The 12,574-nt window shown below is 64.8% G+C and carries 10 protein-coding genes; 1 reads left to right on the plus strand and 9 read right to left on the minus strand.

Annotated elements, in window-relative coordinates; all coding sequences use genetic code 11:
* Complete coding sequence (gene secA / locus A9179_RS17925; RefSeq protein WP_187807571.1) at nucleotides 1–2,736, minus strand: preprotein translocase subunit SecA; 2,736 nt, start codon at nucleotides 2,734–2,736, stop codon at nucleotides 1–3.
* 248 nt (nucleotides 2,737–2,984) lie between these two features.
* Between secA and A9179_RS17930 the strand changes: the two genes are divergently transcribed.
* Nucleotides 2,985–3,440: a DUF721 domain-containing protein gene (locus tag A9179_RS17930; RefSeq protein ID WP_187807572.1), complete on the plus strand. Its 456-nt coding sequence runs from the start codon at nucleotides 2,985–2,987 to the stop codon at nucleotides 3,438–3,440.
* 69 nt (nucleotides 3,441–3,509) lie between these two features.
* Here A9179_RS17930 and lpxC read toward each other — a convergent pair whose 3' ends face one another.
* The 8 genes from lpxC to ftsW all read right to left on the minus strand — a co-directional run bounded on the left by lpxC (nucleotide 3,510) and on the right by ftsW (nucleotide 12,574).
* Nucleotides 3,510–4,421, minus strand: coding sequence for a UDP-3-O-acyl-N-acetylglucosamine deacetylase (gene lpxC / locus A9179_RS17935; protein WP_187807573.1), 912 nt, complete (start codon nucleotides 4,419–4,421; stop codon nucleotides 3,510–3,512).
* 112 nt (nucleotides 4,422–4,533) lie between these two features.
* Entirely contained in the window at nucleotides 4,534–5,730 is a 1,197-nt protein-coding gene (gene ftsZ, locus A9179_RS17940; protein WP_187807574.1) for a cell division protein FtsZ, read from the minus strand.
* Between the two features lie 54 nt (nucleotides 5,731–5,784).
* On the minus strand, nucleotides 5,785–7,032 hold the full coding sequence (gene ftsA / locus A9179_RS17945) for a cell division protein FtsA (RefSeq protein ID WP_187807575.1): 1,248 nt from the start codon (nucleotides 7,030–7,032) through the stop codon (nucleotides 5,785–5,787).
* A 21-nt stretch (nucleotides 7,033–7,053) separates the two neighbouring features.
* A complete protein-coding gene (locus tag A9179_RS17950) occupies nucleotides 7,054–7,914 on the minus strand; it encodes a cell division protein FtsQ/DivIB (RefSeq protein ID WP_187807576.1) in 861 nt (286 codons plus the stop codon).
* Nucleotides 7,915–7,917: 3 nt separating this feature from the next.
* Nucleotides 7,918–8,859 carry a D-alanine--D-alanine ligase gene (locus A9179_RS17955; protein WP_187807577.1) on the minus strand — a complete coding sequence of 314 codons (942 nt, stop codon included), beginning with the start codon at nucleotides 8,857–8,859 and terminating at the stop codon, nucleotides 7,918–7,920.
* Nucleotides 8,856–10,304 (minus strand): UDP-N-acetylmuramate--L-alanine ligase, encoded by a 1,449-nt coding sequence (gene murC / locus A9179_RS17960; protein WP_187807578.1) that lies wholly within the window; start codon nucleotides 10,302–10,304, stop codon nucleotides 8,856–8,858. The genes A9179_RS17955 and murC overlap by 4 nt, the downstream gene beginning before the upstream one ends.
* Nucleotides 10,297–11,367: an undecaprenyldiphospho-muramoylpentapeptide beta-N-acetylglucosaminyltransferase gene (gene murG, locus A9179_RS17965; protein WP_187807579.1), complete on the minus strand. Its 1,071-nt coding sequence runs from the start codon at nucleotides 11,365–11,367 to the stop codon at nucleotides 10,297–10,299. Before murG ends, murC begins: the two co-directional genes overlap by 8 nt.
* Entirely contained in the window at nucleotides 11,357–12,574 is a 1,218-nt protein-coding gene (gene ftsW, locus A9179_RS17970) for a putative lipid II flippase FtsW (RefSeq protein WP_187808626.1), read from the minus strand. The genes murG and ftsW overlap by 11 nt, the downstream gene beginning before the upstream one ends.

The following is a 12,574-nucleotide window of genomic DNA, read 5'->3' on the forward strand; positions in this document are numbered from 1 at the left end:
TCAGCTCAGCTGGCCGTGGCAGTGCTTGTACTTCTTGCCGGAACCGCAGGGGCACAGCTCGTTGCGGCCGATCTTCGGCTCGGCACGCACCGGAGCGCTGGCCAGGGCGACATCGCCATCGGCCTCACCGTCAGCCTCGACCGGCATGGCCGAGGCTTCGGCATGCTGGAACTGCATGCGCTGGGCCATGGCTTCGGCTTCGCGGCGCAGGCGCTCTTCTTCCTCGGCCGGGTCTTCGCGACGCACCTGGACGTGGGAGAGCACGCGAATGGTGTCGCGCTTGATCGACTCCAGCAGCTCCTGGAACAGGGTGAAGGACTCGCGCTTGTATTCCTGCTTGGGGTTCTTCTGCGCGTAGCCACGCAGGTGAATACCGTGGCGCAGGTGATCCATGGTGGCTAGGTGATCCTTCCACAGGTCGTCCAGCACACGCAGCAGCATCTGCTTCTCGAAGGTACGCAGGGCCGCGGCGCTGGCCAGCTCTTCCTTCTCGTTGTAGGCGGCCACGATCTGCTCGAGGATGCGCGCGCGCAGGGTTTCCTCGTACAGCTTGTCGTCTTCGTCGAGCCACTGCTGAACCGGCAATTTGAGGCCGAAGGTGCTGTACAGCGCCTGCTCCAGACCGAATACGTCCCACTGCTCGGGCAGCGATTGTGGCGGGATGTGCTCGTTGATCGTGGCGGTCAGCACTTCCTCGCGGAACTCGGCGATGGTCTCGCCTATATCCTCGGCCACCAGCAGGCTGTTGCGCATGTGGTAGATCACCTTGCGCTGCTCGTTGGCCACGTCGTCGTATTCGAGCAGCTGCTTGCGCATGTCGAAGTTGCGGCCTTCGACCTTGCGCTGGGCCTTCTCGATGGCGTTGGTCACCATGCGGTGCTCGATGGCCTCGCCGGCCTGCATGCCCAGGGCCTTCATGAAGTTCTTCACCCGGTCGGAGGCGAAGATGCGCATCAGGCTGTCTTCCAGCGACAGGTAGAAACGGCTGGAACCCGGGTCACCCTGGCGACCGGCACGGCCACGCAGCTGGTTGTCGATACGGCGCGACTCGTGGCGCTCGGAAGCGATCACGTGCAGGCCGCCGGCCTCGATCACCTGCTGGTGACGCTTCTGCCATTCGGCCTTGATCTGGGCGACCTGCTCTTCGCTCGGCGCTTCCAGGGCGGCCACTTCGACCTCCCAGTTGCCGCCCAGAAGGATGTCGGTACCACGACCGGCCATGTTGGTGGCGATGGTCACCGCGCCCGGACGACCGGCCTGGGCAATGATCTCGGCTTCCTTCTCGTGGTACTTGGCGTTGAGCACCTTGTGCTCCATGCCGGCCTTCTCGAGCAGCTTGGAAACGTACTCGGAAGTCTCGATCGAAGCGGTACCGACCAGGATCGGCCGGCCCTGGGCCTGGCTTTCCTTGATGTCGGCGATGATTGCCTGGTACTTCTCGTCCTGGGTCAGGTAGACCAGGTCGTTGTAGTCCTTGCGCGCCACCGGACGGTGGGTGGGGATGACCACCACGTTGAGGCCGTAGATCTGGCGGAACTCGAAGGCCTCGGTGTCGGCGGTGCCGGTCATGCCGGAGAGTTTGTTGTACAGGCGGAAGTAGTTCTGGAAGGTGGTCGAGGCCAGAGTCTGGCTCTCGGCCTGGATGTTCACCCCTTCCTTGGCCTCGATGGCCTGGTGCAGGCCTTCGGACAGGCGGCGGCCCTGCATGGTGCGGCCGGTGTGCTCGTCGATCAGGATCACCTGGCCGTTCTGCACGATGTATTCGACGTTGCGGTGGAACAGCTTGTGCGCACGCAGGCCGGCATATACGTGGGTCAGCAGGCCGAGGTTGTGCGCCGAGTACAGGCTCTCGCCCTCGGCCAGCAGGCCGGCGTTGGTCAGCAGTTCCTCGATGAACTGGTGGCCAGCCTCGTTGAGCTCGACCTGGCGGGTCTTCTCGTCGACCTTGTAGTGGCCTTCCTGGGTGACCACGCCTTCCTCTTCCTCGATGTGCTGAGTGAGGCGCGGGATCAGCTTGTTGATTTCCATGTACAGCTTGGAGCTGTCTTCGGCCTGTCCGGAGATGATCAGCGGGGTGCGTGCTTCGTCGATGAGGATCGAGTCCACTTCGTCGATCACGGCGAAGTTCAGCTCGCGCTGGAACTTCTCTTCCTGGGCGAACGCCATGTTGTCGCGCAGGTAGTCGAAGCCGAATTCGTTGTTGGTGCCGTAGGTGATGTCGGCGGCGTAGGCGGCGCGCTTCTCTTCCGGCGGCATGAAGGGGGTGACGATGCCGACCGAGAGACCGAGGAACTCGTACAGCGGACGCATCCAGTTGGCATCGCGGCGGGCCAGGTAGTCGTTCACCGTGACCACGTGCACACCCTTGCCGGACAAGGCGTTGAGGTACACCGCCAGGGTGCCCACCAGGGTCTTGCCTTCACCGGTACGCATCTCGGCGATGGTGCCTTCGTGCAGGGCCATGCCGCCGATCAGCTGGACGTCGAAGTGACGCATGCCCATCACCCGCTTGCCGGCCTCGCGAGCCACGGCAAAGGCCTCGGGGAGAATCTGCTCGAGGGTCTGGCCCTTGGCCAGGCGCGCCTTGAACTCCTCGGTCTTGGCCCGCAGCTGCTCATCGGACAGCGCCAGCATCTGCTCTTCGAGCGCATTGACCGCCAGCACTGCCTTCTGCATGCGCTTAACTTCGCGCTCGTTCTTGCTTCCAAAGAGTTTCTTCAACAGCGGCGCAAACATATCGGCAGATTCTTCCACTAATGGGGATGATGGGTGGCGTAGAACGCGCGCCCTGCAGCCGGCGTGGCTGCGTGCGAAGGGGGCATTCTACCCGGAAACGTCGGCGATGAAAGCGCATCCTGCCCTGTTCCCCGGCGGAGCGAATTCATCGGCCAGCGGCTAGCAACTTCATCTATATGGGGATGCTGGCCAACAGCTGCAAGCCCGGTTTGCTAACATGCCGGATTATCGTTGCAGATTTGCCAACCATGACCTTTCGCCCCCTGCCGGCCAAGGCTCCCGCCGCCCTGCTGCGCGAAGCCAAACCTCTTCAGGCCATGCTTGCCCAGGCCCAGCGCCTGGCGCACCTGCAGACATTGGTAGATGCCCAGCTGGAAGCGGCGGCACGCGAGCACTGCCTGGTCGCCAGCTGGCGCGACGGCTGCCTGCTGCTGCTGACCAGCAATGGCCACTGGGCCACCCGCCTGCACTATCAGCAACGCCGCCTGCAGCGCCAGCTGCAAGGGCTGCCGGAATTCGCCGGGCTGCACAAAGTACAGATCAAGGTGCGCCCGCCGACCGGCCAGGTCGAGCATGTCGGGCGCACGGCAGAACTCTCCGAAGCGGCAGCAGAAAGCCTGCACAGCGCCGCCGAAGGCATCAGCGATCCCAAGCTGCGCGCCGCCCTGGAACGCCTGGCGAGCAAGGCCAAGCCAGCCGAATAGACAAAACGCGGACAAGAAAAAGGCCACCCGAGGGTGGCCTAATAAATACAACTATAAGGAGGGTCTTGCTTACACGGCCGCTACCGGGCGCATGTAGGAGATCGGTGCAGTGTTGGCGTCGTCGAAGATCACCACTTCCCAGGCGTCTTTCTGCTCGATCAGGGTACGCAGCAGGCGGTTGTTCAGCGCGTGACCGGACTTGAAGCCACGGAACTCGCCGATCAGGCTGTTGCCCAGCAGGTAGAGGTCGCCGATGGCGTCGAGGATCTTGTGCTTGACGAACTCGTCCTCGTAACGGAGGCCGTCTTCGTTGAGCACGCGGAACTCGTCGACCACGATGGCGTTGTCCACACTGCCGCCGAGTGCCAGGTTCTGCGAACGCAGGAACTCGATGTCACGCATGAAACCGAAGGTACGGGCGCGACTGACTTCCTTGACGAAGGACGTACTGGAGAAGTCGACGCTGGCGGTCTGGGTGCGACCACGGAACACCGGGTGATCGAAATCGATCTCGAAGCTCACCTTGAAACCGTCGAACGGCAGGAAGGTGGCACGCTTGTCGCCCTCCTCCACTGTCACTTCGCGCAGTACGCGGATGAACTTCTTCGGCGCTTCCTGCTCTTCCAGGCCAGCCGATTGAATCAGGAATACGAAGGGACCGGCGCTGCCGTCCATGATCGGCACTTCGGGTGCCGAGAGCTCGACGTAGGCGTTGTCGATGCCCAGGCCTGCCATGGCCGAAAGCAGATGCTCTACGGTATCCACCTTGACTTCACCATTGACCAGAGTGGTCGACATGGTGGTCTCACCGACATTTTCCGCGCGGGCGGGGATTTCCACGACGGGGTCGAGGTCGGCGCGACGGAACACTATACCGGTATCCACAGGGGCCGGCTTCAGGGTCAGGTAAACCTTCTCTCCCGAGTGCAGGCCAACACCGGTGGCACGGATGATGTTCTTCAGGGTGCGTTGTCTGATCATGGTTTTGGCTGCTTGTGCGCGTGTTGCGAACTGTTTTCAACAATGGGCGGCGATGATAGCAGAACCGCCCTTTGCTGAACACCAATCGCCAGCATACTCCTGATAAATTTCATTAATCAGCCTGACGACGCAGGAAGGCCGGAATATCGAGATAATCCAGGTCGTCCTGAGTATTCAGCTTGGCCGCAGCGGCACTGCCGGCGAGGCTTTGACGCTGAACGGTCGGGCGTTCGTAGTCCTTGTAGTTGACCGCCGGTTGCTCGGCGCTGCGCGGAGCGGCGCTGATCACGGCAGCCGGAGCGGCTGCGGCGGCCGGCACGGTATTGTCGACAACCTTGACCGGTTTCTCGATTCGCGCGCCCAGGCCGGTGGCCACCACGGTCACGTGCAGCTCGTCGCGCACGTCCGGATCGATCACCGCGCCGACCTTGACGGTGGCGTGCTCGGAGGCGAAGGCCTCGATGATCTCGCCGACCGCGGCGTACTCGCCGAGGGACAGATCCAGACCGGCGGTGATGTTGACCAGGATGCCACGCGCGCCCTGCAGGTTGACGTCCTCCAGCAGCGGGTTGCGGATGGCCGCTTCGGTGGCCTCGCGAGCACGGTTCGGGCCGCTGGCGCAGCCGGTACCCATCATGGCCATGCCCATTTCGCCCATCACGGTCTTCACGTCGGCGAAGTCGACGTTCATCAGGCCCGGACGCTGCATGATGTCGGAGATACCGCGCACGGCGCCGGACAGCACGTCGTCAGCCTTGGCGAAGGCGGACAGCAGGCTGGCGTCCTTGCCGAGGATGGTCAGCAATTTTTCGTTGGGGATGGTGATCAGCGAGTCGACGCACTCGGACAGGGCACGGATACCCTCGTCGGCGACCTGCATGCGCTTGCGCCCTTCGAACGGGAACGGACGGGTGACCACGGCAACAGTGAGGATGCCCATCTCTTTCGCCACTTCGGCAATGATCGGCGCCGCACCGGTACCGGTACCGCCACCCATGCCGGTGGTGATGAAGACCATGTCGGCGCCCTGCAGCACTTCAGCGATGCGCTCACGGTCTTCCATGGCGGCCTGACGGCCGATTTCCGGGTTGGTGCCGGCACCCAGGCCCTTGGTCACACCCGGGCCGAGCTGCAGCACGCTGCGCGCGCCGACGTTCTTCAGCGCCTGCGCATCGGTGTTGGCGCAGATGAATTCAACGCCCTCGATATTGTCCTTGATCATGTGGTTGACGGCGTTGCCACCACCGCCACCCACGCCGATTACTTTGATAACTGCGCTTTGCGGAACGTTATCTACGAGTTCGAACATTTCCCCTCTCCTTATTTTCTAGTTGTATCGCCTACAGCTACCGCGGTGTTGCTTTCAGAAATTGCCCTGGACCCAGCGTTTCAGCCGTTCCAGTACAGGTGCCTTGGGTTCATCGCTATACAGGTTGCTCGCGGACATGGAGATGCCATCGGCCTGCTTCTGCAGCCCGTACATCAGCAGGCCCACGCCTGTGGAATAGATAGGATTACGCACGACGTCGGTCAGTCCCTTGACGCTGTGGGGTACGCCCAAACGCACCGGCATGTGAAAGATCTCTTCGGCCAGTTCGACGGCACCTTCCATCTTGGCGGTACCACCGGTGAGCACGATCCCGGCAGGGATCATGTCCTCGTAGCCACTGCGCCGCAGCTCTGCCTGGATCAGGGTGAAGAGCTCGTCGTAACGGGGCTCGACAACCTCGGCAAGAGCCTGGCGGGACAGTTCCCGCGGCGGCCGATCTCCCACACTGGGAACCTTGATGGTTTCCCCCGGACCGGCCAGCTTGGCTAGGGCGCAAGCATACCGAATCTTGATCTCCTCGGCATACTGGGTCGGGGTGCGTAATGCCATTGCGATATCATTGGTAACCTGGTCACCGGCGATCGGAATCACCGCCGTGTGACGTATCGCACCTTCCGTGAAGATGGCGATGTCGGTGGTGCCGCCGCCGATGTCGACCAGGCACACACCCAGCTCCTTCTCGTCCTCGGTCAGTACCGAGTAGGCGGAAGCCAGCTGTTCCAGAATGATGTCGTCGACTTCCAGGCCGCAGCGGCGCACGCACTTCTCGATGTTCTGCGCGGCATTGGTGGCGCAGGTGACCACATGCACCTTGGCCTCCAGACGCACACCGGACATGCCCAGCGGCTCGCGCACGCCTTCCTGGTTATCGATCACGTAATCCTGCGGCAGGGTGTGCAGCACCCGCTGGTCAGCCGGGATGGCCACCGCCTGGGCGGCGTCGAGCACGCGCTCCAGGTCGGCCGGGCTCACTTCACGGTCGCGGATGGCGACGATGCCGTGGCTGTTGAGGCTGCGGATATGGTTGCCGGCCAGGCCGACGAACGCCGAGTGGATGCGGCAACCGGCCATCAGCTGGGCTTCTTCCACGGCGCGCTGGATCGACTGCACGGTGGATTCGATGTTCACCACCACGCCCTTCTTCAGGCCGCGCGACGGGTGAGTGCCGATGCCGACGATTTCCAGCTGGCCATCGGCCGTCACCTCGCCCACCAGCGCCACCACCTTGGAGGTGCCGATATCGAGGCCGACGATCATCTTGCCGCTCTGCACGCTTGCCATGGTCTTATCTATCTCCTCGATTCACTGCACGGCGGCGGCTGGCGCCGCCGTTGGCGCGACCGGCTCGCGCCAGGCCACGGCCAGGCCGTTGGCGTAACGCAGGTCGATCCGCGCGATATTCGCGATCTGGGCCTTGAGCACCTTGTCGTAGATGGTGCTCAGGCGCCGCATTTTCTCCACCAGGTGATCACGGCCCAGCAGCAGCTCGACGCCCTGGCCGGTGCTGAGGAACCAGCTGCCATGCTCGCGCAGCTCCAGACGGGTGATGGAAAAACCCATCGGCCGCAGCATCTGGCTGAGTACCTGGTATTGCTGCATCACTTCCTGCTGGGCGCGTTGCGGCCCGGACAGCAGTGGCAGGTGTTCGTAGTGGGTCGACTCGCGCGGTGCGAAGGCCTGGCCCTGGTTGTTCAGCAGCAGGCCATCGCCCCAGCGGGCCACCGGCAGTTGCTCTTCCAGATGGATCACCACCTGATCCGGCCACACCCGGCGCACTTCGGCCTGGGCGATCCACGGCATGCTTTCCAGCTCGGCGCGCATGCCGGCCAGGTTGATGGTGAAGAAGCTGCTGGCGACGAACGGCGCGATGCGCTCCTGCACCGCCTGCTGGCTGATGTAGCTCAGCTCGCCCTGCACGCTGACCCGCGCGATCGGCCGGTCGGCGTAAGGCAACAGACGCTGGGCGCCCTCATAGGTGGCAAAGCCCAGCAGTACCAGCGCCAGCGGCCAGAGCAGACGCTTCAGGCCGCTCAGATCGGGACGCGGCAAGCGCGTGGCCAGCGGTTCCTGGGCCACCATCCGGCTGGCGCCACGCGCAGCGATAGGCTGACGCCGGCTGGCGCCTCCTATCGGCTGTGCGGGGTGACGGATAGTGGCGACCATGACTTAGCCCCTCGCCTCGACGCTGTCGGCCAGGATCGCCAGCACCAGCTGCTGGAAATCCAGACCGGCGGCGCGTGCGGCCATAGGTACCAGGCTGTGATCGGTCATGCCCGGTACGGTGTTGACTTCCAGCAGCCAGAACTTGCCGGCAGCATCCTGCATCACGTCGGCGCGCGCCCAGCCCTGGGTGCCCACGGCCTCGCAGGCACGCGCAGTGAGATCCTTCAGCTCCGCCTCTTTCTCGGCCGAGAGGCCGCAGGGAATGCGGTACTGGGTGTCATTGGCCAGGTACTTGGCGTCGTAGTCGTAGAAGGTATGCGGCGTGCCCAGCCCAATCGGTGGCAGCACCTGGCCGCGCAGCATGGCGACAGTGAACTCCGGGCCGTCGATCATCTGCTCGACCAGCACCTGCGAGTCGTAACGACTGGCATCTTTCCAGGCCGCAATCAGTGCCTCGACATCGGCGACCTTGGCCATGCCGATGCTGGAGCCCTCGTGGGCCGGCTTGACGAACAGCGGGAAGCCCAGCTCGGCAGCGGCAGCGCGGCAGTCGGCCTCGCTGGCCAGCACCGCATGGTTCGGTGTCGGCAGGCCCAGGCTCAGCCACACGCGTTTGGTGCGCAGCTTGTCCATGGCCAGGGCCGAAGCGAGGATGCCGCTGCCGGTGTAGGGAATGCCGGCGCACTCGAGCAGGCCCTGCATGGAGCCGTCTTCGCCGCCACGGCCGTGCAGCACGATAAAGGCGCGGTCGATCTTCTCGGCCACCAGGCGCTGCAGGAAGTCATCCCCGACATCGATGCCGAAAGCATCCACGCCGCCTGCCTGCAGAGCCTGCAGTACGGCGGCGCCGGACTTCAGCGACACCGCACGCTCGGCGCTCTTGCCGCCGAACAGCACGGCGACGCGGCCGAAAGCCTTGGGATCGAGGGTGGAATGCAGGCTCATTTCGACTCACCTTGAACAGCGAACAACGGGTGCTTGATCAGTTGCGGAGCGACGCCGCCGATATCGCCGGCACCCTGGCACAGCAGAATGTCGCCGGCGCGCAGCAGCGGCTTGATGATCGGCGCCAGATCGACGCCACGCTCGACGTAGATCGGATCCAGCTGGCCGCGCTGACGGATGCTGTGGCACAGGTGACGGCTGTCGGCACCCGGGATCGGCTCTTCGCCGGCCGGGTAGACCTCCATCAGCAGCAGCACGTTGGCATCGCCCAGCACCTGCACGAAGTCGTCGTACAGGTCGCGGGTGCGGCTGTAGCGGTGCGGTTGATAGAGGATCACCAGGCGCCGCTCAGACCAGCCGCCACGCACGGCCTTGATCACCGCCGCGACTTCGCGCGGGTGGTGGCCGTAGTCGTCGACCAGCATCACGCTGCCGCCGTCCACCGGCAGTTCGCCGTAGACCTGGAAGCGTCGACCGACGCCCTGGAAGCCGGACAGACCGGCAACGATGGCGGCATCGTCAATGCCTTCATCGGTGGCGATAGCGATGGTCGCCAGGGAGTTGAGCACGTTGTGGTTGCCCGGCATGTTGACCGACACATCGAGCGGCTCGCGGTCGCGACGCAGCACGGTGAAGTGGGTCTGCATGCCCTGCTGGCGCACGTTGATCGCGCGCACGTCGGCGTCTTCGGCGAAGCCGTAGGTCACGGTCGGACGGGCCACCTGCGGCAGCAGTTCGCGTACCACCGGATCATCCACGCAGAGCACGGCCAGGCCGTAGAACGGCAGGTTGTGCAGGAATTCGATGAAGGTCTTCTTCAGAACGTTGAAGTCGCCGCCATAGGTGCTCATGTGGTCGGCGTCGATGTTGGTGACCACCGAGACCATCGGCTGCAGGTGCAGGAAGCTGGCGTCGCTTTCGTCGGCCTCGGCGATCAGGTAGCGGCTGCTACCGAGCTGGGCGTTGGTGCCGGCAGCGTTCAGGCGGCCGCCGATAACGAAGGTCGGATCCAGGCCGCCGGCGGCGAATACCGAGGCCAGCAGGCTGGTGGTGGTGGTCTTGCCGTGGGTACCGGCGACGGCGATGCCATGACGGTAGCGCATCAGCTCGGCGAGCATCTCGGCGCGCGGCACCACCGGAATGCGACGTTCCAGGGCGGTGGCGACTTCCGGGTTGCTGGTGTTGACGGCGCTGGACACCACCAGCACGTCGGCCTGCTCGGCGTTCTCCGCGCGGTGGCCGATGAAGATGATGGCGCCGAAGCTTTCCAGGCGCTCGGTCACGGCCGAGGCCTTGAGGTCGGAACCAGAGACTTCGTAGCCGAGGTTGAGCAGCACCTCGGCGATGCCGCACATGCCGGCGCCGCCGATACCGACGAAGTGGATGCGGCGGATGCGGCGCATGCGGCGGATTTCCGAACGGGCAGCAGCGGGAGACTTAGCCACGGGCCACCTCCAGGCAGATGTCGACCACCGTGCGGGTGGCATCCGGTTTCGCCAGGCTGCGCGCGGTGCGGCCCATGGCCTTGAGTTTTTCAGGGTGCATCAGAACCTCGGTCAGCTGCGCGGCAAGCGTGTCCGCGTCAGTCGCATGTTGCGGGAGAAGAACGGCAGCGCCCTCCTTCGCCAGATATTCGGCATTGCGGGTCTGGTGATCGTCGATCGCGTGCGGCAATGGCACCAGGAAGGACGGCAGACCGGCGGCGGCCAGCTCGCTGACGGTCAGCGCGCCGGCGCGGCACACCACCAGATCGGCCCAGGCGTAGGCACGAGCCATGTCGCTGATGAAGGGCGCGACCTCGGCTTCGACCGCAGCTTCGCGATAACGCTCCGCAGTGATCTGATCATGTTGCTTGCCGGCCTGGTGGAACACCTGCGGGCGCAGCTCGCCGGCCACTTTGCCCAGGGCTGCCGGCAGCAACTTGTTCAACGGCTCAGCGCCCAGGCTGCCGCCCAGCACCAGCAGGCGCGGGCGGCGCTTGCTCAGATCGTCACGCGGGGTTTCCAGGAACAGCTCCTCGCGCACCGGGTTACCAGTGGTGCGGCGCTTGGCGCTGTTGCCGAAGGTATTCGGGAAGCCCTCGCATACGCGCTTGGCGAACGGCACCAGGCTGCGGTTGGCGGTGCCGGCCACGGCGTTCTGTTCCTGGATGATCAGCGGTGCACCGTTGAGCTTGGCGGCCAGGCCGCCCGGGCCGGTGACGTAGCCACCCATGCCCAGCACGCACACCGGCTGCAGCTCGCGCATTACCCGACGCGCCTGCCACAGCGCGCGCACCAGCTGGAACGGCGCCTTGAGCAGGGACAGCTTGCCCTTGCCGCGCAGGCCAGTGACCTGGATCAGGTGCAGCGGCAGACCGGCCGCCGGCACCAGCTCGTTCTCGATGCCGCGCGGGGTGCCCAGCCAGTGCACGCTGTAGCCGCGTGCCTTGAATTCGCGGGCGCAGGCCAGGGCCGGGAACACGTGGCCGCCGGTACCGCCGGCCATGATCAGGACATTACCGCGCATGGCCGGTCTCCTCGCTGTCGAAGAAGTCCGACTCGGTGAATTCGATTTCTTCGCTGCCCAGCGCCGTGCGGCGCTCCCACTCGATGCGCAGGAGCATGGCCAGGCTGACGCAGCAGATGATCAGCGAGCTGCCGCCGTAGCTGAGGAACGGCAGGGTCAGGCCCTTGGTCGGCAGCAGGCCGACGTTCACGCCGATGTTGATCAGCACCTGGCCGATCCACAGGAAAGCCAGGCCGTAGGCCACGTAGGCCGAAAAGAACTGCTTGGCCTTCTCCGCCCACAGGCCGATGTACAGGGCGCGCACGCTGACAAAGACGAACAGCGCCACGGTGGCCAGGGCGCCAACCATGCCCAGTTCTTCGGCGAGTACGGCGAAGACGAAATCGGTGTGCGCTTCCGGCAGGTAGAACTGCTTCTGGATGCTGTTGCCCAGGCCGACGCCGAACCACTCGCCGCGGCCGAAGGCGATCAGCGCCTGGCTCAGCTGGTAGCCGTCGCCGAACTGGTCGGCCCAGGGGTCGACAAAGTTGGTCAGGCGCTTCAGGCGGTAGGCCTGGCTGGTCATCACCAGCACGCCCAGGCCGAGTACGCCGGCGGCCAGCGGCACGAAGCGCACCAGGTTGATGCCGCCAAGGAACAGCATGGCGATGCACGAGCCGACCAGCACCACGGTGGCGCCGAAGTCCGGCTCGGCCAGCAGCAGCACGGCGATCGGGCCCAGCACCAGCATCGGCTTGATGAAGCCGGTGAGCTTCTCGCGCACTTCTTCCTGGCGCCGCACCAGATAGCCGGCGATGAACACCACGGTGAACAGCTTGGCCAGCTCGGACGGCTGCACGTTGAACATGCCGAAACCGATCCAGCGCTTGGCACCGTTCACTTCGCGGCCGATGCCCGGCAGCAGCACCATGATCAGCAGGGCGAAGGCCAGCAGCATCAGGCGCGCACCGTGGCGCTGCCAGAAGCTCATCGGGATCAGCAGGGTCAGCAGGCCGGCACCCAAGCCCAGGGCCAGGTAAATCAGGTGGCGGATCATGTGGTACAGCGGATTGCCGGACAGCGCCGCGGCCACTTCCGAGCTGGCCGAGGTGATCATCACCAGGCCCAGGCCGAGCAGGGCCATGCTGCCGGCCAGCAGCGGGAAGTCGAGGTCGACGCCGCGACGGGTACGCAGCGGCGACGGAGCGGCGAGCAGGTCGGCGAGCAG

Source organism: Pseudomonas alcaligenes, assembly GCF_014490745.1.
Taxonomy (GTDB): Bacteria; Pseudomonadota; Gammaproteobacteria; order Pseudomonadales; family Pseudomonadaceae; genus Aquipseudomonas; species Aquipseudomonas alcaligenes_C.

Excerpts from the sequence above, each read along its gene's own strand:
- secA (WP_187807571.1), bottom strand. The coding sequence starts at position 2,736 with ATGTTTGCGCCGCTGTTGAAGAAACTCTTTGGAAGCAAGAACGAGCGC.
- A9179_RS17930 (WP_187807572.1), top strand. The coding sequence starts at position 2,985 with ATGACCTTTCGCCCCCTGCCGGCCAAGGCTCCCGCCGCCCTGCTGCGC.
- lpxC (WP_187807573.1), bottom strand. The coding sequence starts at position 4,421 with ATGATCAGACAACGCACCCTGAAGAACATCATCCGTGCCACCGGTGTT.
- ftsZ (WP_187807574.1), bottom strand. The coding sequence starts at position 5,730 with ATGTTCGAACTCGTAGATAACGTTCCGCAAAGCGCAGTTATCAAAGTA.
- ftsA (WP_187807575.1), bottom strand. The coding sequence starts at position 7,032 with ATGGCAAGCGTGCAGAGCGGCAAGATGATCGTCGGCCTCGATATCGGC.
- A9179_RS17950 (WP_187807576.1), bottom strand. The coding sequence starts at position 7,914 with ATGGTCGCCACTATCCGTCACCCCGCACAGCCGATAGGAGGCGCCAGC.
- A9179_RS17955 (WP_187807577.1), bottom strand. The coding sequence starts at position 8,859 with ATGAGCCTGCATTCCACCCTCGATCCCAAGGCTTTCGGCCGCGTCGCC.
- murG (WP_187807579.1), bottom strand. The coding sequence starts at position 11,367 with ATGCGCGGTAATGTCCTGATCATGGCCGGCGGTACCGGCGGCCACGTG.